The 24,334-nt window shown below is 72.5% G+C and carries 23 protein-coding genes; 14 read left to right on the top strand and 9 right to left on the bottom strand.

Annotated features, from left to right (window positions below; all coding sequences use genetic code 11):
* Both ET526_RS21900 and ET526_RS06190 read left to right on the top strand, forming a co-directional pair.
* A partial coding sequence (locus tag ET526_RS21900) for a cold-shock protein (protein ID WP_135466798.1) occupies positions 1-285 on the top strand: 285 nt, incomplete at its 5' end.
* A 326-nt stretch (positions 286-611) separates the two neighbouring features.
* On the top strand, positions 612-2,735 hold the full coding sequence (locus ET526_RS06190) for a sodium-translocating pyrophosphatase (RefSeq protein ID WP_456305108.1): 2,124 nt from the start codon (positions 612-614) through the stop codon (positions 2,733-2,735).
* Between the two features lie 148 nt (positions 2,736-2,883).
* Here the strand turns inward: ET526_RS06190 and ET526_RS06185 are convergent, their stop codons facing one another.
* The 6 genes from ET526_RS06185 to ET526_RS06160 all read right to left on the bottom strand — a co-directional run bounded on the left by ET526_RS06185 (position 2,884) and on the right by ET526_RS06160 (position 7,969).
* Positions 2,884-3,750: an inositol monophosphatase family protein gene (locus ET526_RS06185; protein WP_204623510.1), complete on the bottom strand. Its 867-nt coding sequence runs from the start codon at positions 3,748-3,750 to the stop codon at positions 2,884-2,886.
* Positions 3,747-5,027, bottom strand: coding sequence for a GTPase HflX (gene hflX / locus ET526_RS06180; protein ID WP_408869753.1), 1,281 nt, complete (start codon positions 5,025-5,027; stop codon positions 3,747-3,749). Before hflX ends, ET526_RS06185 begins: the two co-directional genes overlap by 4 nt.
* A gap of 55 nt (positions 5,028-5,082) precedes the next feature.
* A complete protein-coding gene (gene hfq / locus ET526_RS06175; RefSeq protein ID WP_135466796.1) occupies positions 5,083-5,397 on the bottom strand; it encodes an RNA chaperone Hfq in 315 nt (104 codons plus the stop codon).
* Between the two features lie 112 nt (positions 5,398-5,509).
* Positions 5,510-6,235, bottom strand: coding sequence for an HAD family hydrolase (locus ET526_RS06170; RefSeq protein ID WP_135466795.1), 726 nt, complete (start codon positions 6,233-6,235; stop codon positions 5,510-5,512).
* Positions 6,232-7,104, bottom strand: a complete 873-nt coding sequence (locus tag ET526_RS06165; protein ID WP_135466794.1) for a D-amino-acid transaminase — start codon at positions 7,102-7,104, stop codon at positions 6,232-6,234. The genes ET526_RS06170 and ET526_RS06165 overlap by 4 nt, the downstream gene beginning before the upstream one ends.
* A 115-nt stretch (positions 7,105-7,219) precedes the next feature.
* Positions 7,220-7,969: a GntR family transcriptional regulator gene (locus ET526_RS06160; RefSeq protein ID WP_158295509.1), complete on the bottom strand. Its 750-nt coding sequence runs from the start codon at positions 7,967-7,969 to the stop codon at positions 7,220-7,222.
* Positions 7,970-8,193: 224 nt separating this feature from the next.
* Between ET526_RS06160 and ET526_RS06155 the strand changes: the two genes are divergently transcribed.
* From ET526_RS06155 to ET526_RS06120, 8 genes are all read left to right on the top strand, one after another.
* Complete coding sequence (locus ET526_RS06155) at positions 8,194-8,643, top strand: acyl-CoA thioesterase (RefSeq protein WP_135466792.1); 450 nt, start codon at positions 8,194-8,196, stop codon at positions 8,641-8,643.
* 19 nt (positions 8,644-8,662) lie between these two features.
* Positions 8,663-9,490, top strand: a complete 828-nt coding sequence (locus ET526_RS06150; protein ID WP_135466791.1) for a metallophosphoesterase family protein — start codon at positions 8,663-8,665, stop codon at positions 9,488-9,490.
* Between the two features lie 95 nt (positions 9,491-9,585).
* Positions 9,586-10,701, top strand: a complete 1,116-nt coding sequence (locus ET526_RS06145) for an LLM class flavin-dependent oxidoreductase (protein WP_135466790.1) — start codon at positions 9,586-9,588, stop codon at positions 10,699-10,701.
* A 100-nt stretch (positions 10,702-10,801) separates the two neighbouring features.
* Positions 10,802-11,683, top strand: a complete 882-nt coding sequence (locus ET526_RS06140; RefSeq protein ID WP_135466789.1) for a TauD/TfdA dioxygenase family protein — start codon at positions 10,802-10,804, stop codon at positions 11,681-11,683.
* Between the two features lies 1 nt (position 11,684).
* On the top strand, positions 11,685-12,593 hold the full coding sequence (locus ET526_RS06135) for a fumarylacetoacetate hydrolase family protein (RefSeq protein ID WP_135466788.1): 909 nt from the start codon (positions 11,685-11,687) through the stop codon (positions 12,591-12,593).
* A 31-nt stretch (positions 12,594-12,624) separates the two neighbouring features.
* A complete protein-coding gene (locus tag ET526_RS06130; protein ID WP_158295508.1) occupies positions 12,625-13,611 on the top strand; it encodes a Bug family tripartite tricarboxylate transporter substrate binding protein in 987 nt (328 codons plus the stop codon).
* 8 nt (positions 13,612-13,619) lie between these two features.
* Positions 13,620-14,735 (top strand): Ldh family oxidoreductase, encoded by a 1,116-nt coding sequence (locus ET526_RS06125; RefSeq protein ID WP_135466786.1) that lies wholly within the window; start codon positions 13,620-13,622, stop codon positions 14,733-14,735.
* A gap of 18 nt (positions 14,736-14,753) precedes the next feature.
* A complete protein-coding gene (locus ET526_RS06120) occupies positions 14,754-16,370 on the top strand; it encodes a thiamine pyrophosphate-dependent enzyme (protein WP_204623508.1) in 1,617 nt (538 codons plus the stop codon).
* A gap of 18 nt (positions 16,371-16,388) precedes the next feature.
* On the opposite strand, the gene ET526_RS06115 is transcribed toward ET526_RS06120, so the two are convergent.
* Together ET526_RS06115 and ET526_RS06110 are read right to left on the bottom strand one after the other, a co-directional pair.
* Entirely contained in the window at positions 16,389-17,810 is a 1,422-nt protein-coding gene (locus tag ET526_RS06115; protein WP_135466784.1) for an amidase, read from the bottom strand.
* Positions 17,807-18,016 carry a hypothetical protein gene (locus tag ET526_RS06110; protein ID WP_135466783.1) on the bottom strand — a complete coding sequence of 70 codons (210 nt, stop codon included), beginning with the start codon at positions 18,014-18,016 and terminating at the stop codon, positions 17,807-17,809. Before ET526_RS06110 ends, ET526_RS06115 begins: the two co-directional genes overlap by 4 nt.
* 124 nt (positions 18,017-18,140) lie before the next feature.
* Between ET526_RS06110 and ET526_RS06105 the strand changes: the two genes are divergently transcribed.
* The 3 genes from ET526_RS06105 to ET526_RS06095 all read left to right on the top strand — a co-directional run bounded on the left by ET526_RS06105 (position 18,141) and on the right by ET526_RS06095 (position 21,502).
* Positions 18,141-19,280, top strand: a complete 1,140-nt coding sequence (locus tag ET526_RS06105; protein WP_135466782.1) for a mandelate racemase/muconate lactonizing enzyme family protein — start codon at positions 18,141-18,143, stop codon at positions 19,278-19,280.
* 41 nt (positions 19,281-19,321) lie between these two features.
* Complete coding sequence (locus ET526_RS06100; RefSeq protein ID WP_135466781.1) at positions 19,322-20,461, top strand: mandelate racemase/muconate lactonizing enzyme family protein; 1,140 nt, start codon at positions 19,322-19,324, stop codon at positions 20,459-20,461.
* 75 nt (positions 20,462-20,536) lie between these two features.
* The gene (locus ET526_RS06095) at positions 20,537-21,502 is read left to right on the top strand and encodes a Bug family tripartite tricarboxylate transporter substrate binding protein (protein ID WP_135466780.1); all 966 of its coding nucleotides are present in this window, start codon (positions 20,537-20,539) and stop codon (positions 21,500-21,502) included.
* 113 nt (positions 21,503-21,615) lie between these two features.
* Here ET526_RS06095 and ET526_RS06090 read toward each other — a convergent pair whose 3' ends face one another.
* The gene (locus tag ET526_RS06090; RefSeq protein ID WP_135466779.1) at positions 21,616-23,319 is read right to left on the bottom strand and encodes a gamma-glutamyltransferase family protein; all 1,704 of its coding nucleotides are present in this window, start codon (positions 23,317-23,319) and stop codon (positions 21,616-21,618) included.
* 108 nt (positions 23,320-23,427) lie between these two features.
* Here ET526_RS06090 and ET526_RS06085 point away from each other — a divergent pair, with 108 nt between their 5' ends.
* Positions 23,428-24,216 (top strand): enoyl-CoA hydratase-related protein, encoded by a 789-nt coding sequence (locus tag ET526_RS06085; protein WP_158295507.1) that lies wholly within the window; start codon positions 23,428-23,430, stop codon positions 24,214-24,216.
* The last annotated feature ends 118 nt before the right edge of the window (positions 24,217-24,334 follow it).

Raw genomic sequence — 24,334 nt, 5'->3', positions numbered from 1 at the left:
CCGCCGCGGCGCGACTTCGGCGGCGGCGGCTTCGGCGACCGTCCGCCGCGGCGCGATTTCGATCGCGATGCCGGCGGGCCCACCTATGCCCTCAACGGCACGGTGAAGTGGTTCGACCAGGTGCGCGGCTTCGGCTTCGTCACCCCGGATGACGGCGGGCAGGACGTGTTCCTGCATTCCTCGGTGCTGCACCGCGCCGGCCGGCAGGACCTGCAGCAGGGCGAGAAGGTGTCGCTCGAGGTCCGCGACGGCCAGCGTGGACGCCAAGCCGTGGTGCTGAAGTAGCCCCTCGCCATTCCAGCAGACGCGGACGGGCCGGCCAAGCGCCGGCCCGTGCCCTTTCGCGCGCGGCGCCATGCCGCTCAGGCGCGGCTCCCCGCCCCGGTGGGAGGCGCGCGGCACGGTCCGGGCTTCGCCGCCGAAAGGGGCGGGAAACCTCGCGGATGCCCGCCGGGCTTTGCCGTTGCGGCCCTGCTCCGATCCACGTATACCGACCTGCCGTCCATGCCAGCGTGAAGCGCGCATCGCGGAGCGGCCTGCGCGGGGCGCCCCGCCTGTCGTGCCCCTAGCGCCGAGGACGCGAGAATGACGAATAAAGGGGGAATTTCGTCTTGCTGACCGTCTCCTTGCTGATCGTGATAGCGCTGGGCGTGCTGTCCATCGTCTACGGCATGGTCACTGCCAGGCAGATCATGGCCCTCGATGCGGGCAACGCCCGCATGCAGGAAATCGCCGCGGCGATCCAGGAAGGCGCCTCGGCCTATCTGAAGAGGCAGTACACCACGATCGCCCTGGTGGGGCTGGCGCTGTTCCTGCTGGTGGCGTTCTGGCTCGGCCTGGCGGTGGCGATCGGCTTCGCCCTCGGCGCCGTGCTCTCCGGGGCGGCCGGCTTCATCGGCATGAACGTCTCGGTCCGCGCCAATGTCAGGACGGCGCATGCCTCCAGCAGGTCCCTGGCCTCCGGCCTCGACGTCGCCTTCAAGTCCGGCGCGATCACCGGCATGCTGGTGGCGGGCCTCGCGCTGCTCGGGGTTGCGGTCTATTTCTTCATTCTCGTCGTCCTGGGCGGATACGAACCGAACAGCCGCCCGGTCATAGACGCGCTCGTGGCGCTCGGCTTCGGCGCATCGCTGATCTCGATCTTCGCCCGGCTCGGCGGCGGCATCTTCACCAAGGGTGCCGATGTGGGCGGGGACATGGTCGGCAAGGTCGAGGCCGGCATTCCCGAGGACGACCCGCGCAACCCCGCCACCATCGCCGACAATGTCGGCGACAATGTCGGCGACTGCGCCGGCATGGCCGCCGACCTGTTCGAGACCTACGCCGTGACCATGGTCGCGACCATGGTGGTCGCAGCGCTCGCCTTCACGGATCCGGCGCTGCGGATCGCGGGCATGGTCTTCCCCCTGGCGATCGGGGCGCTGTGCGTCGCCACCTCGATCGCGGGCACCTACTTCGTGAAGCTGCCGAGCAACAACTCCATCATGGGGGCGATGTACCGGGGCTTCATCATGACCGGCATCCTGTCCCTGGTCGGCCTGCTGCCCCTCTCCTACCTCACCTTCGGCACCGGCACGATCACCGCCGGGGCGGCGAGCTTCGGCGCCTTCTCCCTGTTCGTCTGCGGGGCGATCGGCCTGATCGTGACGGCGGCGATCGTATGGATCACCGAATACTACACCGGCACGCATTTCCGGCCGGTGCGGGCCATCGCCGCGAGTTCGGTGACGGGGCACGGCACCAACGTGATCCGCGGCCTCGCCGTGGCGATGGAATCGACCGCGCTGCCGGCCCTGGTGATCATCATCGGCATCCTGACCAGCTACAACCTGGCGGGCCTGTACGGGATCGCCATCGCCGTCACGACCATGCTCGCCCTGGCCGGCATGGTGGTGGCCCTGGATGCCTTCGGCCCGGTGACCGACAATGCGGGCGGCATCGCCGAGATGTCCGGCATGCCGAAGGAGATCCGCCAGACCACCGACGCGCTGGACGCGGTCGGCAACACCACCAAGGCGGTGACCAAGGGCTACGCCATCGGCTCGGCGGGCCTCGGCGCGCTGGTCCTGTTCGCGGCCTATACGCAGGATCTCGGCTTCTTCACGCAGAACCCGGCGGAGTATCCCTATTTCCGCGACGTCGGGGCGCTGACCTTCAGCCTGTCCAGCCCGTACGTGGTCGCGGGGCTGCTGTTCGGCGGCCTGCTGCCCTTCCTCTTTGGCGGCCTCGCAATGACCGCCGTCGGACGCGCCGCGATGAGCGTCGTCGAGGAGGTGCGCAAGCAGTTCCGCGAGAAGCCCGGCATCATGGAGGGGCGGGAGCGGCCCGATTACGGCCGGGCGGTGGACATCCTGACCAAGGCGGCGATCCGAGAGATGATCATCCCCTCGCTGCTGCCCGTCCTCTCCCCGGTGGTGTGCTATTTCAGCGTGCTGGCGGTGGCCGGCAAGGCGGCGGCCTTCGAGGCGCTGGGGGCGATGCTGCTCGGCGTGATCGTCACCGGCTTCTTCGTCGCCGTCTCCATGACCGCGGGCGGCGGTGCATGGGACAATGCGAAGAAGTACATCGAGGACGGCCATTACGGGGGCAAGGGGTCCGAGGCCCACAAGGCGGCGGTCACCGGCGACACCGTCGGCGATCCGTACAAGGACACGGCGGGCCCGGCGGTGAACCCGATGATCAAGATCACCAACATCGTCGCGCTGCTGCTGCTGGCCGTCCTGGCGCACAGCTGAGATGCGCCACCGCCGGCGCGGAAGCTCCGCGCCGGCGGCTGGAGACGATGGCGGGCGGCTGGGAAACGGCCGGGAGCGTGACTCCCTTCTGCAAGCAAGGGGGCTGGAGCCGTTCCGTAAGCGCAGCCGGGCGGAAGCGGCTTCGGGTTCAGGCCGGGGGCGGGTCGCCGTCCCCGGCCTTCTCCGTTCCAAGGAGCAGGGTTCGCACGGCCTCCCAATCGTCGGGGCCGGGAGCGCAGATCAGCCCGCCGCCCGACACGAGCGGCGAGTAGGCGCTGCCGTCGAAGCGAGCGGCGTAGCCGCCTGCTTCGCGATGCAGCAGCCAGCCCGGCGCATGATCCCAAGGCAGCAGCCGGTTATAGACCAGCACGTGAAGATGGCCGGAGGCGGCCAGCCTATACTCATGGGCCGCGCACCGGTAGCCGACGGTCGCGGCGAAGCCGGGAAGCCTGGCCGCCACCCTGCTGCGCAAGGGTTCCCGCATCCAGGCCCAGGAGACGGAGGCGACCATCCGCTCCGGCGGCGCGGAGGGCGCCACCCTGAGTTCCTGCTGGCGGCCGGAGGCGTCCTCGATCCAGGCACCCTCACCCCGCAGGGCCATCGCCGTGCTGTCGCTGATCGGATCGTGGATCCAGGCCGCAGCGACCTCCCCCCCAAGCAAAGCCGCCGCCATCACGCCGAACAGCGGCACCTCGGCGGCGAAATTCGCCGTGCCGTCCAGGGGATCCACCACGAAGGCAAGATCGGCTTCCGCAAGGCGCCCCGGCAGGGCGGGCTGCCGCGCCGCCGCCTCCTCGCCGACGACCAGGCAGCCGGGGAACAGCCTCGCAAGGCCCGTCCCGATCCGCCGCTCGGCGGCCTCGTCGGCTTCGGTCACCAGGTCGAGCGGGCCGCCCTTGGTGCGCACGGCGTCGGCACCGAGGCAGCGGAAGCGGGGCATGATTTCGGCCCGCGCCGCCTGGCGCAGGAGGTCGGCGACCTCCTGCGCGCGCCTGCGGTCGAGGCGCCGCGTCACGTCGGGGTCCGCTCGAAGCGGGCCCGGTCGGCGGGGGAGAGGCGCACCCGCAGATGCATCACCCCCTCCCGCTCCTCCCTCTCGAGCACATGCCCATGGCGGTGGAGCCAAGCAAGGCGCATGCCATCCGTCGCGGGAATGGCGTATTCCACCTCGTCGAAGCCGGCGGTGAGGCGGGCGTCCAGCGCGCTCCGCAGGAATTCGAGGCCATCGCCCCTGAGGGCGGAGACGGCGATGGCGTCGGCATCCGGCGCGGAAGCGGCGGCGCCGAGCAGGTCCACCTTGTTCAGCACCTCGATCACCCGGCTCTCCCAGCCGGGGTCGAGTGTGGGATAGGGCCCCTCGGCCATCTCCCGCAGCACGTTCAGGACATCGGCCCGCTGCGCGGCGGTGTCGGGATGCGCCGCGTCGCGGACGTGCAGGATGATGTCCGCCGCGGCGACCTCCTCGAGCGTGGCACGGAACGCCTCGACGAGCTGGGTCGGCAGGTCGGAGATGAACCCCACGGTGTCGGACAGGATGACGTTGCGCCCCGAGGGCAGGCGGATCGCCCGCATCGTCGGGTCGAGCGTGGCGAAGAGCTGGTCCTGCGCGTAGACGCCGGCGCCGGTGAGGGCATTGAACAGGGTGGACTTGCCGGCATTGGTGTAGCCGACCAGCGCGACGACGGGATAGGGGACGCGGTTGCGGGCGCGCCGGTGCAGGCCGCGGGTGCGCCGCACCTGTTCCAGCTCCTTCTTCAGGCGGACGATGCGGGCGGAGATCAGGCGCCTGTCGATCTCGATCTGCGACTCGCCGGGGCCGCCGAGGAAGCCGAAGCCGCCGCGCTGCCGTTCCAGGTGGGTCCAGGACCGCACCAGCCTGGTGCGCTGGTATTCGAGATGCGCGAGCTCCACCTGCAGGGCACCCTCGCGCGTCCGTGCGCGTTCCCCGAAGATCTCCAGGATCAGGCCGGTCCGGTCGATGACCTTGCAGCCCCAGGCGCGTTCGAGGTTGCGCTGCTGCACGGGGGTCAGGGCGGCGTCCACGATGGCGACCACCACGGACTGCTCCTGGATCGCCTGCCGCGCGGCCTGGATCTGCCCCTCGCCCAGCAGCGTGCCGGGCTTGCGCTCGCGCAGCGGAACGACCTCGGTGTGGACGACGGTGAGGCCGATGCTGGTGGCGAGGCCGACCGCCTCGGCCATGCGCGCCGCGGCGGTCCGCGCCGCGAGGCCGGGGGCGGTGGTGTCGGCCTGCGGTGCGCGCAGCTGGGGCAGGATGACGGCGGCGCGCATCGGCATGCCGTCCGTCCCGCCGCCGCGGTCATTCGCCGCGGCGGGCAGCCTGTTCCTAATTGCCCCCGACAGGGTTCGGCTCGCGGGTCATGGTGAGGGTGTTGCCCTCACGCGTCACCGTCGCGCCCTCCCGCGCCGCGGCGGGGTCGAAGAGCTGTATCGGCGCTCCCGGCATCACGGTGCTGATGGCGTGCTTGTAGACGAGCTGGGTATGGCCGTCGCGGCGCAGCAGCACGGAAAAGTTGTCGAACCACGTGATGATCCCCTGCAGCTTCACGCCGTTCACCAGGAATATCGTCACGGGGGTCTTGCTCTTGCGGACGTGATTGAGGAACACGTCCTGCACGTTCTGGGACTTCTCGGCAGCCACGGCTTGTCCTTCTTGTTGTTGCGGCGGGCGCCTGCCCACCAGATGTCTCACCGACTGGGATCGCGTTCGCGACAGAATTGGACCGCCGGGAAGGGATGGCAAGGCATGGGAGTCATGCCCAGGGCGCGCGGCCCGGCAGCGCCGCTCCGGTACCATCCGATACAATCTTAGGGCATCGTGGCAACCGGCTCAACCACCCGGCAAGCGCCTCGCAATCGGGGAACACCGCGTCGGGCAGAGCGTTGGCGATCCCGCCGTCATGGCGGGCATCGCCGAGCAGCACGGCGCTGAGGCCGGAGGCGCGCGCTGCCTGCATGTCGAGCGCGGTGTCGCCGACATACCACACCCGCGCATCGCCTTCCGCGCCGCAGGCGCCGAGAGCCAGCCGGAACGGGGCCGGGTCGGGCTTGTCCGCGGCCGCGTCCCCGGCGCCGATGAGGGCACGGAACAGCCCCTCCCAGCCGAGATGCGCCGCCTCCGCCCGCAGCAGCGGCCCCTGCTTGTTGCTCACCACCGCCTGCGGGATGCCCGCGCGGGCGGCGGCGCGCAGCGCCTGCTCCGCCTCCGGCATCGGTGCGAGCACCGCAAGGTGGCGGGCGCGCACCTCGGCGTAGAAGATGTCGCGCGCCCTCGTCCACTCCGCGCCGAAGATCTCCGGGAAGCTCTCCCGCAGGGAGCGCCGCACCCTCGCCCGCACCTCCTCGAGGGTCCAGCGCGGCAGGCCGAAAGCGGCGAAGGCGGCGTTCAGCCCGGCGGCGATCGCCGCCCAGCCGTCCACCAGCGTGTTGTCCCAGTCCCAGAGGATCGCGGCCGGCGGGGGCAGCCTCTCCGGCGTCACGGCGCGTTCCTCGGGGCGCCCTGCACATGACGCGCGAACAGGTCGAACAGGCGCCGCACCACCGGGCCCACTTGGCCGTCGCCCACCGGCCGGTCGTCGATGCGCGTCACCGGCTTCACGAAGGAGGTGGCGGAGGTGAGGAAGGCCTCGCGGGCGCGGCGCAGCTCCTCGAGCGAGAAGGCGCGCTCCTCGAAGCCGATGCCGGCCTCCCGCAGCCTGGCCAGCAGCGCGTCGCGGGTGCAGCCCGGCAGGATCACCTGATCGAGGTGGTGGGTGCGGATGGTCCCGCCCTCGTCCACGATCCAGAAGGTGGTCGCCGCGCCCTCCGTGACCATTCCCGTGGCCTCGTCGAACAGGACGGCCTCGGCCGCCCCCCTCTCCCGCGCGGCCTGGCGGGCCAGGACGTTGGGCAGCAGGTTCACGCTCTTGATGTCGCGCCGTGCCCAGCGCTGATCGGGCATGGTGATGGCCGCGACCGCCCAGCGCTCCACATCGGTCGGGTAGGGCGGGATGCGCTTGATCGTCACCACCAGCGCCGGCGGCACCGCCGGCTCGGGGAAGGCGTGGTCGCGGCGGGCGACGCCGCGCGTCACCTGCATGTAGAGCAGCCCCTCCGCCACCCGGTTGCGCCGCGCGACCTCGCGCAGCACCACGCGCAGCGCGGCGCGGGGCAGCGGCATGGGCAGGCGGATCTCCCGCAGCGACCGCTCCAGCCTGTCGAGGTGGCGCGCCTCGTCGATGAAGCGGCCGCCATGGAGGTGGATCACCTCGTAGACGCCGTCGCCGAACTGGTAGCCCCGATCCTCGATGTTCACCTCCGCCCGGCGCTGGGGCAGGTAGCGGCCGTTGACATAGGCGATGCGCGACATGTGCTCTCCTGCGGAGGCGCCGGGCAGCGGCGGCGCGGGACGGATCCCGGGCGGATTCCCCCGGCAGATTACGGCCAATCGCCGAGCGCCGGAACCGCCGGCGGGCGGTACGGCGTCAGCGCGGCGGGCGGCGGCGCTCGCGCAGCGCGGCCTCGTAGTCGAAATCGCAGTGGCGGCCGACATGCGCGGACAGGATGCCGGTGGCGGCGGCGGCGTCGCCCCGCTCCAACGCCTCGACCAGGGCGAGGTGCTCGCGGGAGGAGACGGCGGCGTCCGGGCGCTGCCGCGCCAGCCCCCAGATCACCGCGAGCTGGCGCGCGAGGCTCTGCCACAGGGCAAGCAGTGGTGCGTTGCCCGAGGCGCGGCAGAGCTCGGCGTGGAACTGCTCGTTCGCCGCCACCCCTTCGGCCGGATCGGCGCTTCCCGCCGCCACGGCATGCGCCTCGGCGGCGCGGCGGAGGGGGGCGAAGCGCTCCGCGCCGCCGGGGGCGCGCAGCGCCTCCGTCACCGCCAGGGTTTCCAGCGCGAGGCGCACCCGCATGACCTCGGCGACACCGCGGTTGCTCACCTGCATCAGGCGCATGCCCTTGTAGGGCGTGCTGACGACGATGCCCTGGGATTCAAGCAGCCGCAGCGCCTCGCGCACCGGGACGCGGCTGATGCCGAGGTCGCGCGCGATCTCGGCCTCCACCAGGCGGTCTCCGGGCAGGAAGACGCCGCGGGCCGCGGCGGCGACGATGGCCTCGGCCGCCTGCTCCACCATGGTCCGCGGCTGCACGGGCAGCAGGCGGCGGGGCTCGGCCAGGGATGCCGTGCCCGCCAGCGCGTCCTCCCGCGCCCATCCCCCCCGAACAGCCACGGCCATGAATCCTTCCATCCTCGCGAACTGCTGAAAATTAGATTCGGATCCGTCATTTAGGAAGGGGGCCGAGGGCAAGATGGGCTATCCGTTCCGCCATTTATTGTTTCGATTACATTTCATTATCCGGCGGCAAGGGCTTGCCCCCGGTGCCGGGATGCCGGGCCTCCCGCCCTTCCGGCCCCGTCGCGCAGGCGCGACAATGCGCGGCGAGGCATCGGAGATCGCGCATGACACCGGATGAGCGGGACGCCTTCGGCGTGGAGGGGGAATGGGCGGTGGCGCGTCGCCACCGCATCCGCTGGGCGGAATGCGACATGTACGCCCATGTGAACCACGCCGCCTACCTGACGCTGTGCGAGGATCTGCGCGTGGCGCACTGGTCCTCGCTCGGCGGGCGCTTCCTGCCGAGCGAGCCGGGCCCCGTGGTGGCGCAGCTCGAGGCCCGCTACCTTCGCCCGCTCGGCTTCGAGGACGAAGTGCTGCTGACGCTGCGCGTCCCGAGCGTGCGCCGCACCAGCTATACGCAGGAATACGCGGTCTGGAAGCAGGGGCTGGTGTTCCGCTGCGCGGCCGTGCTGGTGCTGGTGCGCCAGGACAGCGGCGCGCGCATTCCGGTCCCGCCCGAGGTGCGGCGCGCGCTGCTCGCGCAGGGGGCGCGGGACGAGGCCGCCGGATGAGGCCGCCCCCAGCCGCGCCGTGAGGCTCTGGGCGATCAGCGACCTGCATCTCGGCGCCCCCGCGAACCGCGAGGCGCTGCGGGCGCTGCCCGCCTTCCCGGAGGACTGGCTGATCCTCGCCGGCGATGTCTGCGAGGACGAGGCGCTGTTCGAGGAGGCGCTCGGCTTCCTCGCCGGGCGCTTCGCGCGGGTGATCTGGACGGCCGGCAACCACGAGCTGTGGCTGACCAGGCGCCACCGCGGCGGTGCGCAGACCAGCCTCGCCAAATACGCGGCCCTGGTCGAGGCGGCGCGGCGCCGCGGCGTCGCCACGCCGGAGGATGCCTATCTGGTCTGGCCGCTGACCGGGGCGGTGATCGTGCCCCTGCTCACCCTCTACGACTACAGCTTCCGCCCGCCGGACGTGCCGCGGGAGCGGGTGCGGGGCTGGGCGGCGGAAGCGCGCTGCGTGCCGGCCGACGAGCACCTGATCCATGCGGCGCCGCTCTCCGGCATCGAGGAGTGGTGCCGCCGCCGCTGCGAGGCGACCGAGGCGCGGCTCGCGCGTGAGCTGCCGCCCGGAGCGGTGACGGTGCTCGCCGGCCATTACCCGCTGCGGCAGGACCTGGTGCGGCTGCCGCGCCTGCCCCGCTTCGCCCCCTGGTGCGGCACACGGCGGACCGAGGCGTGGCACCGGCGCTTCCGCGCCGTCGCCGCCGTCAGCGGCCACCTGCACCTGCGCCGCACCGACTGGCGCGACGGCACGCGCTTCGAGGAGGTCTCGCTCGGCTATCCGGCGCAATGGGACCGGCGGCGGGGCATCGCCGCCTATCTGCGGCAGGTGCTGCCGGAGCCGTCCGCCGCCTGAGCGGCCGCCTCCGAAGCCCCTTGCGCGCCGGTGGCGAGAGACGCGAGCATGGGCGCAACCGGGCCAGGACCCGGGCCGGGAAGGAGGATCCGAGAATGGAATTCGGCTATTTCGCCATGCCCTCCCATCCGCCGGAGCGGGGGCTGAAGGCGGGCCACGACTGGGACCTGCAGGTGCTCCGTTGGCTCGACGAGCTCGGCTACACCGAGGCCTGGATCGGGGAGCACCACACCGCGCCTTGGGAGCCGCACCCGGCGCCGGACCTTCTGGTCGCGCAGTCGCTGATGCAGACGAAGCGCCTGCGCATCGGTCCCGGCGGCTTCCTGCTGCCCTACCACCACCCCGCGGAGTTGGCGAACCGCGTGGCGATGCTCGACCACCTCTCGGAGGGGCGGCTGATGTTCGGCGTCGCCGCCTCCGGCCTCCCCTCCGACTGGGCGATGTTCAACGTGGACGGCATGTCGGGCCAGAACCGCGACATGACGCGGGAGGCGCTGGAGATCATCCTCCGCCTCTGGACCGAGGACGGCCCCTGGCACCATGAGGGCAGGTACTGGAAGGTGGACAAGCCGGACACGATGTTCGGCTTCCTCAAGCCCCACATCCGACCGCTGCAGCAGCCGCACCCGCCGATCGGCGTCGCCGGCCTGTCGAAGAACTCCGACACGCTGAAGCTCGCCGGGGAGCGCGGCTTCCTGCCGCTGTCGCTGAACCTGAACCCGGCCTATGTCTCCTCGCACTGGGACAGCGTCGAGGCCGGGGCACGCAAGACCGGGCGCACCCCCTGGCGCGGCGACTGGCGCCTGGTGCGCGAGGTGTTCGTCGCCGAGACGGATGCGGAGGCGTGGAAGCTCTCCGTCGGCTCCATGATGGGCCGCATGATGGGCGAGTACTTCCTGCCGCTGCTCTCCAACTTCGGCTTCAAGGAGTACCTGAAGCACAGCCCCGAGGTCGCCGACAGCGAGGTGACGGTCGAATACTGCGCAAGGCACAACTGGATCGTCGGCTCGCCCAAGACCGTGATCGAGAAGCTCGAGAAGGTGTATGAGGAGGTGGGCGGCTTCGGCCAGATCCTGGTGTTCGGCTTCGACTACGCCGAGAATCCGGAGGCGTGGCGCACCTCGCTCGGCCTGCTGCAGCAGGAGGTGCTGCCGAAGGTGAAGCATCTGGTGCCGCCGAAGCCCGAAGGGGCGCGGGCGGCAGCGGAATAGCGGGCCACGCCCGGTCGCCGTCGGGCGCGGCCGCCGCCTCCCGGAGGTGTTGACGGCCGCCCCGCACTGGCGGAGCCTCCCCGGCGAGGAGGAACGGCCCATGCGCATCACACCGAACAATGCCGGCCTCGGCGCCAGGGTGGAGGGGGTGGACCTCGCCCGCCCGGTCTCGCCGGGCGAGTACCGCACCATCCTGCGCGCCCTCGGCCAGTATGGCGTCCTCTGCTTTCCGGGCCAGGATTTGGACGCGGCGCAGCTCTCCGCCTTCGGTGCCCGCTTCGGGGAGCTGGAGGTGAACGTCGCCAACCTGTTCCACGCCCCGGGCCACCCGGAGGTGATGATCCTCTCCAACAAGCGCGACGCGGAGGGCAGGCCGGTCGGCCTCTCCGACGCCGGCCAGGGCTGGCACACCGACATGTCCTATTCGAAGGACATCGCGCTCGCCAACGTGCTGCACGCCAAGGAGGTGCCGCTGCGCGACGGGAGGCCGCTCGGCGACACTCAGTTCCGCAACATGCACGCCGCCTATGACGACCTGCCGCGCGAGGTGGTGGCGCGCCTGGAAGGCCGCGTCGCCATCCACGACTTCGAGAAGTTCTGGGACATGATGCGCATCCGCCCGGGCAGCATCCGCGGGCCGCTGACGCCAGAGCAGCGGGCGAAGAAGCCGCCCGTGCCGCAGCCGATCTTCCGCACCCACCCGATCACCGGGCGGCGCGTGCTCTACTGCAACCCCGGCTATGCCATGCATATCGAGGGGCTGGAGCGGGCGGAAAGCGACGCCCTGCTGGAATTCCTGTTCCGCCACCAGGCGCAGGAGAAGTACCTCTACTCCCACGCCTGGACGCCGGGCGACGTGCTGATGTGGGACAACATCGGCACGGTGCACAATGCCGTCGCCGACTACCGGCCGGACGAGCCGCGCTACATCCTGCGGGTGCAGGTGATGGCGACGCTCGACTACGCGGCGCTGGCGGCCTGAGATGCGGCTCGTCACCTTCCGCGCCGAGGGCGCGGAGCAGGTCGGCGGCGTGATCGGCGATGCGGTCGTGCCGCTGCGCCCGGCGCTCGCCGCCGCGCAGGCGGCGGCGGGCGAGCCCGACACCGCCGCCACGCTTCCTGCCGACATGGCGGCGCTGCTCGCCGCCGGCGAGGCGGCGCTGGTCGCCGCCGCCCGCGCGCTCGCCTTCGCCGCGCGTCCGGAGAGCACGGCGCTGCGCCGCCCGCTCGCCGCCGTGGAGCTGCTGGCGCCGCTGCGGCCGGGCAAGATCCTCGGCGTCGGCCGCAACTACCGCGACCATGCGCAGGAGGTCGGGGGGCCGCGGCCGGAGGCGCCGCGCATCTTCCTCAAGCCCGCCTCCTCGGTCTGCGGCCCGGGCAGCGTGGTGCGCCTGCCCCCCGCCGTCGCCAAGCCCGACTGGGAGGTGGAGCTCGGCGTGGTGATCGGCCGCCCCGCCTGGCAGGTCTCCGAGAGCCACGCGCTCGACCATGTCGCCGGCTATACGGTGCTGAACGACCTCACCGACCGGGCCCTGCAATTCGACCACCCCTTGCCGATGACGAGCTTCGCCAAGGGTCTCGACGGCTTCTGCCCGATGGGTCCCTGGATCGCCACGCCGGAGGAGGTGGGCGAGCCCTGGCGCCTCGGCCTGCGCTGCTGGCTGAACGGTGAGATGGTGCAGGAGGGCAACACGCAGGAGATGATCCACAGCGTGGCGGCGCTGATCGCCCATCTCAGCCGCTACCTGGTGCTGCAGCCGGGCGACGTGATCGCCACCGGCACGCCCGCCGGCGTCGGCCATTTCCGGAAGCCGCCGCGCTACCTGAAGCCCGGCGACCGGCTGCGGCTGGAGGTGGAACGCGTCGGCGTGCTGGAGCATTCGATCGGCTGAAACTGAAGACCGGGGGGAGACGATGCGACGGATGGCGATTCTCGGGGCCGCGGCGCTGGCCGCGCTCGGCCTCGCCGGCATGGCACAGGCGCAGCCCCGCGCGCCGGGGACGGACTACCCGAACCGGCCGGTGCGGGTGATCGTGGCCTTCGCGCCCGGCGGCAACGCCGACATCAACGCGCGGCTGGTCTCGACCGAGCTCGGCCAGCGCCTGGGCCAGCAATTCGTGGTGGAGAACCGCCCGAGCGGCGGCGGCACCGTGGCCTTCGAGACGGTGGCCCAGGCCCCGCCCGACGGCTACACGCTGCTGGTCGGCGCGCTCGGCTCGCATGCGCTGAATGTCGGCCTCTACGGCGAGCGGCTGCGGGTGCATCCGCTGACCGGAGTGGACCACATCACCATCAGCAGCCACTCCCCGATCGCGGTCGCCGTGCATCCCTCGCTCGGGGTGCGGACGGTGGCGGAGTTCCGCGACCTGCTGCGCGCCAACCCGGGCAAGTACGAGTTCGGCTCCTCCGGCAACGGCTCCACCGGGCACATCGCCGGGGTGATGCTGGTGCATCTGCTCGGCGTGCAGGCGCTGCACGTGCCCTACCGCGGCTCGGCCGCCGCCTTCACCGATCTCGCCGCCGGCCGCACCGCCTTCCAGGCCGACACCATCTCCTTCCTCGCCGAGCATTTCCGCGCCGGCACGGTGCGCGGCCTGGTGATCGCGGCGCCGGAGCGCTCGCCGCTCGCGCCCGAGGTGCCGACCAGCGCCGAGGCTGGCATCCCGGAATTCCAGGCCACCACCTGGACGCCCTGGTCCACCACGCTCGGCACGCCGCAGCCGATCCGGCAGTTCCTCTACGAGCAGATCGCCGAGGCGCTGCGCACCCCCGCGGTGCGGGACCGGCTGCTCGGTCTCGGCAACACCATCCCCGAGGGGATGACGCCCGAGCGCACACGGGCGTTCATCGCCGCCGAGATCGAACGCTGGGTGCCGCTGGTGCGCGCCACCGGCGCGCGCGTGGACTGAGACCGGCCATGGCGCGGAACGTCACCCAGGGCAGGCCGGTCGCGGCGGAGACGATCCGCGCGCAGATCCTCGCCATCCTCACCGCCTGGGGAATGCCGGGGGACATGGCGGAGACCACCGCGGACATCATGGTCGAGACCGACCTGATGGGCGTGGACAGCCACGGCCTCTCCATGCTGATGACCTACGAGGAAGGAGTGCGCGCCGGACGCATCAGACTCACCGCGCGGCCGCGCCTGGTGCGCGAGGCCGGGCCGACGGCGCTGCTCGACGCGGGCGACGGGCTCGGTCACCCGGTCTCCGTCATGGGCATGACCCTCGCCGTGGACAAGGCGTTGCAGCATGGCGTCGGCGTGGTGGGGGTGGTGAACAGCCACCATTTCGGCGCCGCCGGCGCCTATGCGCGCCTTGCTGCGGCACGCGGCGTGATCGGCATGGTGGCGAGCTCGACGCGCGGCGTCACCATGGTGCCGACTCGCGGCGCCGCCCCGGTGCTCGGCACCAACCCGCTCGCCTTCGCCGCGCCGGCGCGGCGCAACCCGCCCTTCGTGCTCGACATGGCGACCACCACCGTCGCCGCCGGCAAGGTGAAGGTGCATCACCTGAACGACGCGCCGCTGCCCGAGGGGTGGGTGGTGGACGGCGCCGGCCGCCCGGTCACCGACCCGCATGAGGCCAACGCCTTCGTCTTCCAGCGGGCGGAGGGCGGCATCACCCCGCTCGGCGGCACCGAGGAGGGAGGCAGCGCCAAGGGCTATGGCCTGGCGGCGATGGTGCACATCCTCGGAGGCACGCTGGTGGGGGCGAGCTTCTCGCCGATCCGCAACCGCACCCACGGGCCGGACCAGCCGCACAACATTGGCCATTTCTTTCTTGCCCTCGACCCGAGAGCGTTCCGCGAGGCGGGCGCCTTCGAGGGCGACCTCGACGATGTCATCGACGAGCTGCACGCCACGCCGCCCGCGAACCCGGCCGAGCCGGTGCTGGTCGCCGGCGAGCCGGAGGAGAGGATGCGCGAGCGCCGGCTGCGCGAGGGGGTGCCGGTGCCGGACAGCCTGGATGTGCTGATCCGTGGCATCTGCGAGCGCAGCGGCGCGCCCTACCTGCTGCGGCCGGGCGGCTGAGGGATGGCGGAGGAGGCCATGACGGGCGCGGCGGCGGTGATCGCCGCGCTGCGCGCCGCGGGGGCGGAGCGCCTCTTCGGCGTGCCCGGCGGCGGATCGAGCCTCGACCTGATCGCCGCGGCCGAGGCCTGCGGCCTGCGCTTCGTCCTTGCCCGACAGGAGACGGCCGCCGTGCTGATGGCGGCGGCGACGGCGGAGCTTTCCGGCCGCCCCTCCGCCGCCCTGGTCACCCGCGGCCCCGGCGTCGGCAATGCCGCCAACGGCATGGCCCATGCCGCGCTCGACCGCGCTCCGGTGCTGCTGCTGGCGGACGCCTTCACCGAGGCGGAGCGCGGCTTCGCCACCCACCAGTTCTTCGACCACGCCGCCATGCTGGCGCCAGTGACCAAGGCCGCGGCGCGGCTTCCCGCGCCGGGGATGGCAGCGGGCGCGGCCACCGCCGCTTTGCTCGACCAGGCGATGGCCGCCCCGCGCGGGCCGGTGCTGCTCGAACTCTCCGGCGCGGCGGCGCGCGCCCCCGCCGCCCCGCCGCCGCTCGCGGGGCAGGCGCCGCGCGCCGCCCCCCATCCGGAGGCGCTGGCCGCGGCCCGGCGCCTGCTTGCGAGGGCGCATCGCCCGGCGCTGGTCGCCGGGCTGGAGGCGGCGGAGCCGGCCGCCGCGGCCGCCCTGCGCCGCCTCGCCGAGGCGCTCTCCTGCCCGGCGCTCGTCACCTACAAGGCGAAGGGGGTGGTGCCGGATGCGCACCCGCTGTTCGGCGGCGTGTTCACCGGGGGCGAGGCCGAAACACCGCTGCTTGCGGAAGCCGACCTGATCCTGCTCGCCGGCGCCGATCCGGTGGAGTTCATCCCCCAGCCCTGGCGCTATGCCGCGCCGGTGCTCGACATCGCCGCCGCGCCGCGCCCCCTGCCCTACCGCGCCCCGGCGGTGGCGCTGCACGGCCCGCCCGCCCCGGCGCTGGCGGCGCTGGCCGAGGCGGCCGCCCCCTCGGCCTGGGAGCGCGGGGCGATCGCGGCGCACCGCGCCGCCTGGGCCGGACGGGTGGCCAACGCGCCGGGCGGCAACCGCGGCCTCTCGCCCCAGGCGGTGGTGGAGATCGCGCAGCGCGCCTGCCGCCGCGCCGGCGCCGATCCGCGCGTCACGGTCGACGCCGGCGCGCACATGTTCCCGGCGACCAGCTTCTGGCAGGCGGAGCGGCCGGGCGACCTGCTGATCTCGAACGGCCTCGCCACCATGGGCTTCGCGCTGCCCGCGGGCATCGCCGCGGCGCTGCACGATCCGGAACGCGGCGCGCTGGCCTTCACCGGCGATGGCGGGCTGCTGATGGCGCTCGGCGAGCTCGCCACCGCCACCGCCCTCGGCGCGAGGCTGGTGGTGGTGGTGTTCAACGACAGCCTGCTCTCCCTGATCGACATCAAGAAGGACCGGCGCGCCCTGCCCGAGGACGCGCTCGGCTGGCCGGAGGCCGATTTCGCGGGCGCCATGCGCGCCCTCGGCGGACTCGGCCTGCGGGCGCGGGACGAGGCGGAGTACGCGGCAGCGCTCGATCAGGCCCTCGCCGCGTCCGGGCCGGCGCTGGTGGATGTGCGCGTGGATCCCGGCAGCTATCCCGCGCAGATCAGGGCGCTGCGCGGGTGATCCGCGCGCCGCGCCGCCTCACAGCGGCGGGGCACGGCGGTGCCAGTCGGTCTCGCGCTGGAAGGCATCGGCGGCGCGCAGCACCGTCGCCTCGGCGAAGGGCCGGCCGGCGAGCTGCAGCCCCACCGGCAGGCCGCGATCGTCGAAGCCGCAGGGCACGCTGACGGTCGGCAGGCCGAGATAGTTGAACGGCCGCGTGTTCGCCGACACCGCCATGAAGCGCGACCAGTTGGCCGGGTCGGCATCCACGTTGGTTTCGGCCAGGGTCGGCACGCGGGTGCGCAGCGTGGGCGTTGCCACCAGGTCATGGCCGGTCAGCGCCTCGGCGACGAATTGCCGCAGCAGCGGGCCGCGGCGCGACAGCGCCTCCACGTAGTAGTGCGCCGGGATGGCGTAGCCGGCATAGAGCCGGGCGCTGAGATGGGCGGCATAGTCCGCCGCGCGCTCGCGCATCCACGCCGCGTGGATGGTCGCCCCCTCGACGCGGCTGATGATGGCCGTGTAGGCGTTCACCGCGGCGAGGCAGGGCACCCGGATCCGCGCGATGCGCGCGCCGCGCGCCCTCAGCGTCTCGAGCGCGGCCTCGAAGGCGGCGAGCACCGGCGCATCGGCGTCTTCCAGGAACCAGGTCTCGCAGACGGCGATGGAAAGGCCGCGCAGGTCGCCGGTCAGCGCCGCCTCGTAGTCCGGCACCGGCTCCCGGCTGCTGGTCGGGTCCTTGGGGTCGTGGCCCGCCGTCACGCGCAGGAAGCGCGCCGCGTCCCGCGCCGTCCGCACGAGCGGGCCGACATTGTCGCAGGAGAAGGAGAGCGGCATCACCCCGTGTCGGGAGACGCGGGTCTGCGTCCCCTTCAGCCCCGTCACGCCGCAGAGCGTCGCCGGCAGGCGGATGGAGCCGCCGGTGTCGGAGCCGAGCGCGGCATGGAAGAAACGCGCCGCCACCCCCGCCCCAGAGCCCGAGGAGGAGCCGCCGGGACAATGCTCCGGGTTCCACGGATTGCGGCAATGGCCGAAATGCGCGTTGTGGCCGGTCGGGTTCTGCGCGAACTCGGCCATGTTCAGCGTGCCCATGTCGATCGCCCCGGCCGCGTCCAGGCGCTGCAGCACGGTGGCCGTCGTTTCCGGCACGAAATCCCGGCGGATCCTCGAACCGCAGGTGGAGACCCTGCCGGCGCGATAATACATGTCCTTGTGCATCATCGGCACGCCGGCGAGCGGGCCGAGCAGCGCGCCGGCGGCGCGCTGGCGGTCGAGCGCCGCCGCCCGCTCCAGCGCCTCCTCCCGGTCCAGGCGGATGACGGCGTTCACCCGGCGATCATGCGCCTCGATGCGGGCAAGGCAGGCGCGGACCAGCGCCTCCGCCGTCACCTCGCCGCGGGCGAAAGCCTCCGCCGCCTCGGTCATGGAAAGGAAGGCGGGACCGGTGTCAAAGGCGGTCATCGGCCAGGCTCCTTGGTGTCGCGCAGCGCCGCCTCGAAGCCGCTCGGTTCGTCCTCGAAGGCCATGCCGGCGCGAACCTTCTCCACCTCGGCGATGATCGCCGTCAGGTCGGCGAGGCTGCGCCGCGCCGCCTCGTTGGGCATGGCGATGCCCGACCAGCGGCGGATCGCCTCCGCCGCCGAAGTGACGAGATCCGGTTCCATCATCCCCGCTCCCTCGCTGCGCATGCTGCGGCCAGCATGCCCCCTTCGCGCCGGGCGCGACAGGGGGTGCGCTTGCTCCCTCCCCGTCCGCGTGGCAGCCTGCGGCGGGCAAGCGGAGGAGCGTCCCATGAAGGTGACCGGCGTCGCCTGCCACCTGCTGCAGGCGAAGGTGGACAGGCCCTTCACCTCGGCGCGCGGGTGGCTCTACACCACCCGCTCCTCCTGCATCGTCGAGATCGCGACCGACGAGGGCATCACCGGCTGGGGCGAGTGCTACGGCCCGGCGGCTGTGAACAGGACACTGATCGAGACGCAGTATGCGCCCCGCCTGATCGGCCGCGACCCCTTCGACGTCGAGGTGGTGTGGGAGGAACTCTACAACCGCATCAAGGATTACGGGGCCCAGGGCTTCGCTATCACCGCGCTGTCCGGCATCGACATCGCGCTCTGGGACATCATGGGCCGCGCCACCGGCAAGCCGATCCACAAGCTGATCGGCGGCGCGCAGCGGGGGGAGATCGTCGCCTATGCCACCGGCCTCTACTTCACCGACATGGACCGGCTGGTCGAGGAGGCGGTCGAGGAGGCGCGGAGCTACGTCGCGCAGGGCTTCCGCGCCATCAAGATGAAGATCGGCCTCGGCGATCCGAAGCTCGACCGCCGGCGCGTCGCCGCGGTGCGAGAGGCGATCGGCCCCGACGTGGCGCTGGCGGTGGACGCCAACCACTGCCTCTCGGTGCCGCAGGCGATCCGCCTCGGTCGCATGCTGGAGCCGCTCGACATCCTGTGGTTCGAGGAACCGATCTCGCCGGAGGACCATGACGGCTACGTGGAGGTGACGCGCGCCCTCGACATGGCCGTCGCGGGCGGGGAGAACGACTTCACCCGCTGGGGCTTCCGCGACATCATCGCGCGGAAGGCCATGGACATCGTCCAGCCCGATGTCTGCGCCGCCGGCGGCATCAGCGAGATGCGCAAGATCGCCGCCCTGGCCAGCGCCTTCGGCGTGGAATGCGTGCCCCACGCCTGGGGCAGCGCCATCGGCCTCGCCGCCACGGTGCAGTTCCTCGCTGCCCTGCCCGACCAGCCGCCGGCGTTCCGCCCCATGCCTCCGATGCTCGAATTCGAGCAGACGCCGAACCCGCTACGCGATCTGCTGGCCAGGGAACCGATCGTGCAGCGCCGGGGCATCGTGACGGTGCCGCAGGGACCAGGCCTCGGCATCGAGGTGGACCGTACGGCGCTCGACCGCTTCCGGGTGGCCTGACATCGGGCCGCTATCCCCTCTTCGCCGGCATGGAGGCGTCCATGAAGATCCGCGAGATCAAGGCCTATCCCTCCAGCTTCCCGCTGCCCCAGGGTGGCGGGCCGCGCCTCGGCATCGGCCAGGCGGTGAAGCGCGACTGCGTGATGGTGAAGGTCATCACGGAGGACGGCATCGTGGGCTGGGGCGAAAGCCACCATGGCCGCGCCCACACCGCCATCGCCAAGCTGATCGAGACCACCCTCTCCCAGCTCGTCCTCGGCATGGATGCGGCGGACGTCACCGGCATCTGGGCCAGGATCTACAAGTACCAGCTCGGCAGCCACGGCATGGGCGCCGCGACCGCGATGGCGATGTCGGGCATCGACATGGCGCTGTGGGACATCCGCGGCAAGGCGGTGGGCTGGCCGCTCTGGCGCCTGCTCGGTGGCGCGCGGCGCCCGGTCGCCGCCTATGCCGGCGGCGTCTCGCTCGGCTTCCAGCCGCCGGCCAGCCTGATCGACGAGGTGCAGCCGCACATCGAGGCCGGCTACCGCGCGGTGAAGCTGCGCATCGGCGACACGGTGCGCGACGACATTGCGCGCATGGAGGCGGTGCGCAACGCCTTCGGAGACTCCCTCACCATCCTGGCGGATGCCAATACCGGCTACTCCATCGCCGATGTGCGCCAGGTGATGCCGGTGATGGACGGTCTGAACATCGGCTGGCTGGAGGAGCCCTTCCCCGCCCACGACCACCGCCTCTACGCCCAGGCGCGGGGCTGCGGCCGCACCCCGCTCGCAGCCGGGGAGAACCACTTCACCCGGTTCGAGTTCACCCGCGTGCTGGAGGACGGCGTCATCACCATCTGGCAGCCGGATCTCTCCAAATGCGGCGGCATCACCGAGGCGTTGCGCATCGCGGCGATGGCCGGCGCCTTCAAGATCCCGGTCAACCCGCACTCCTCCATGACCGGGGTGAACCAGGCGGCCTCGATCCACCTGCTCGCTGCGATCGAGAACGCCGGCTACTTCGAGGCCGACGTGTCGCGCAGCAACCTGTTCCGCGACGCGCTCGGCAGCGAGCCCTGGCGCATCCGCCCCGACGGCACCGTGCTGCCGCTCGACGCGCCGGGAATCGGCGTGGAGGTGGATGAGGCGTTCCTCAGGGCGCATCCGCCGATCGAAGGGCCGGGCTACGTCTAGAGCCGCCACCGCTCGGCCGTGCCCGCGGCAGCGCCTCCAGGCCCCACCACCCTCGCCAGAAGGGAGAAACCAGGGATGAGACGCCACCTGCTCGCCGCCCTCGCCGTGCTGGCCTTCGCCGCCATGCCGGCCAGGGCGCAGGAATTCCCGGGCCGCGAGGTCAGGCTGATCTGCCCCTTCTCGCCCGGCGGCACCTGCGACCTGCTCACCCGCATGCTGGCGGAATACCTGCAGCCGATCTTCGGCGTTCCGGTGGTGGTGGAGAACCGCACCGGCGCCTCGGGCATGATCGGCGCCGATCTCGTCGCCAAGTCGCCGCCAGATGGACATGCGGCGGTGCTCGCCACCATGGGCATCATGACCATCCTGCCGGAAATGCCCGGCGTGCGCATGCCCTTCGACCCTGACCGCGACCTGACGCCGATCACCAATGTGGTGAACGTCTACAACATCCTGGTGGCGGCGCCGAACGCGCCCTTCGATACGGTTTCCGGGCTGATCGAATATGCCCGCGCCAATCCGGGCCGGCTGAGCTACGCCAGCGCCGGCAACGGATCGAGCCAGCACCTTGCGGGCGAGCTGTTCAAGCGGCTGGCCGGTGTGGATCTCCTGCATGTTCCCTATCGCGGCGGGGCGCCGGCGATCATCGACATCGTCGCCGGCCGCACCACGATGATGTTCGGCAACCTGCCGGAGTTCATGGGCCAGATCCGCGGCGGCGGCCTGCGGCCCATCGCCTATGGCGCGCCGCGGCAGAGCCCGCTGCTGCCGGACCTGCCGCTGATCCGCGACACGCTGCCGGAATTCGCCATCCGCAACTGGTTCGGCCTCGCCGCCGCGCCCAACCTGCCGCGGCCGGTCCGCGACCGCTGGGTGGAGGCGATGCGGCGGGTGGACGCCAATCCGGACTTCCGGCGGCGGCTCGCCGAGAACGGCATGGAGAGCCTGATCGAGGGGCCGGAGGCCTTCCGCGCCATCATCGCCGAGGACCGCCGGCGCTGGGGCGAGGTGATCCGCGCCGCCGGCATCCGCGCGGACTGACGGGAGCACTCCGCGCCGCGGCGCGATCCGCACCGAAGGGTCATGCCGCCACTGCCGCCGGGCGGCCGCTTCACCGCCCCGGCAACCCTCCTCCGCCGGCCGGGTGCCGGGCCTCAGCTTGCGATCGCATAGGCGGGCCGGCGCGGATCGGCGCCGGCGGCGAGCATTCCCCGCCGCGGATCGGCCAGCACCACCTCCACCGCGCCGGCAAGCCATGTCCGGTCCGGCCAGTCCGTCACAGCGTGGCCGCGGGCGGCGAGCGCCTCGCTCGTGGCGCGGGGAATCGCGCCCTCCACGGCTAGGCGGCCTGGGAAATGCTCGAAGGGCGCGAAGGAGGAGGGGAAGGAATAGCTGGCGATGCGCGGCGCCTCGATCGCCTCCTGCACCTCCATGCCGAAATGCAGGATGTTCAGCAGCACCTGCAGCATGGCCTGCACCTGCACGTCCCCGCCCGGGGTGCCAAAGGGCATCACTCCGCCCTCGCGCGTCACCACCATCGCCGGGTTCGGCGTCAGGCGCGGGCGCTTGCCGGGCGCGACGCCGGCGGGGTGGGCAGGGTGGGGCCGGCTCTGGCTGCCACGCGGCGAGGGGATGAGGCCAAGGCCAGGCACCACCGGCGCGTTCCAGGACCCGTCCGAGGGCGTGGCGCTGAAGGCATTGCCCCAGCGGTCCACGGCGCAGCAGTAGGAGGTGTCGGCCTCCGCCGGAGGCGCGGCGGCAGGGGCGGAAGCGGGCGCCGTTGCCGCAGTGGGCAGCAGCGGCGGCGGCATGTCCGGCAGGGCACGGTCGCGCCGGATGCCACGCAGGCGCGCCGCGAGATGCGCCTCGGACAGCAGATGCTCAAGCGGCACCTCCACGAAGGCCGGGTCGCCGAAATGGTATTCGCGGTCCGCCATCGCCGCCTTCAGGCATTCGGCGAGCAGGTGCAGGTAGTCCGGGCCGTTGTGGCCGAGCCCGTCGAGCCCCGCACGCTCCAGCAGCAGCAGCGCCTCGAGCAGGGCCGGCCCCTGGCACCAGGGGCCGCAGGTGAGCACCTCATGCCCCCGCCAGCGCCGGCGCACCGCGGGCTCGAGCCGGGAGCGGAAGCCCTCCATGTCGCGCATGGAGAGGAAGCCGCCCTCGCGACGCACGAAGGCGGTGATCTCGCGCGCGATGTCGCCGCGATAGAAGGCGGCATGCGCGGCGGCGAGGCCGGCGAGCCGCCCTCCCCTGGCCGCCGCGCGCGCCTCCTCATCGGCCATGAACCGCAGGGTGCGGGCCAGATCAGGCTGCACGAAGCGCTCCCCCGGCTCCGGGCAGCGCCCCTCGGGGAGGAAGATGGCGGCATTCGCCGGCCAGCGCGCATATTCTGCCGCGTGGTCGCGGATGTTCGCGGCCAGGATGGCATGCACCGCGAAGCCGTCCTCAGCGTGGCGGATGGCGTGGCCGGCGACCTCGCCGAAGGACATGGTGCCGTGCCGCTCCAGCGCGGTGATCCAGGCATCCGGCGCGGCGGGCACGACGCAGCGCAGCACTCCCTGAGGAATCCGCCCGCCATGCGCGCGCAGGAACAGGTCGGGCGGCAGGTCGCGCGGCCAGTGGCCGAGGCCGGCAATGGTCTCCACCGTCCCGTCCGCCTTGCGGATCATGATCGGCGCCACGCCCGCGACATTGACGAGATCGGGCAGCACCACGCCGAGGACGAGGCCCATGGCGCAGCCAGCATCCACGGCGTTGCCCCCGGCCTCCAGCACCGAGAAGCCGGCGGCGGCGGCCAGGTAGTGGCCAGCCGAGACGGCATGGCGCGTGCCGTGCAGGGTAGGGCGGGTGGCAGGCATGGGCAGCGTCCCCGAACCGCGAGCGTGCCAGCCTCCCCGCCCGTGCGCCCCCCTGTCAACGCCGCGCGCACGGGGCGAGAATGCGGCGCCAGGAAGAAGGAAAGCACCATGGCCGAGGAGCCTGTGCTGATCGCGCGTGACGGGCGCGGCATCGCCACCGTCACGCTGAACCGGCCGCGGGTGGGCAACGCCTATGACGCGGCGCTGCTCGAGGCGCTGATCGCGGGGCTCGCGGACCTTGCGGGAGACGCCTCGCTGCGGGCGCTGGTGCTGCGCGGCGCGGGCCGGCACTTCGCCGCCGGCGCCGACCTCGACTGGCTGGCCAAGGTGGCGGAATACCCGCCGGAGCAAGCCTTTCAGGCCTCCCTCGCCACCACCACGGCGATGCAGCGGCTGAACGAGTTCCCCCGCCCCACCATCGCGGTGATCCAGGGTGCCTGCTTCGGCGGCGGCTGCGGCCTCGCCTGCTGCGTGGACGTGGCGCTGGCGGTGCCGGAGGCGGTGTTCGGCCTGACCGAGGTGCGCGTCGGCGTCGCCCCGACGCCGATCTCCACCCAGATGGTTCAGGCCATGGGGGTTCGGCACGCCCGGCGCTACGCGGTGACCGGGGAGCGCTTCGGCGCCGCCGAGGCGCTGCGCATCGGCCTGGTGCACGAGGTGGTGCCGGCGGCGGAGATCGAGGCCCGCCTGGAGGCGATCCTTGGCGAGGTGCTGCGGGCCGCCCCGGGCGCGGCAGCGGTGGCCAAAGCCTCGCTGCTCGGCGCCAACGGCCTCACGCTGGATGCCCGGCAGATGGCCCTGCTCGCGCATGAGGGCTGGATGCAGCGCGCCTCGGCCGAGGGCAAGGAAGGGCTGCGGGCCTTCCGGGAGAAGCGCCCGCCCACTTGGTGCGGCTGAGGGGGCGGACTGTCATGGAAGCTTCACCGGGCTGCAACATGGCTGTCGTGGCGAAGGTCTAAGCAGGGCGCCGCCGGCGGGGTCCGCCCCCCGGCCACCTCGTGCCGGAGAGAGACGC

It is taken from the genome of Crenalkalicoccus roseus (genome assembly GCF_004761865.1).
GTDB lineage: Bacteria > Pseudomonadota > Alphaproteobacteria > Acetobacterales > Acetobacteraceae > Crenalkalicoccus > Crenalkalicoccus roseus.
This window is presented reverse-complemented; position numbering and strand designations above follow the sequence as displayed.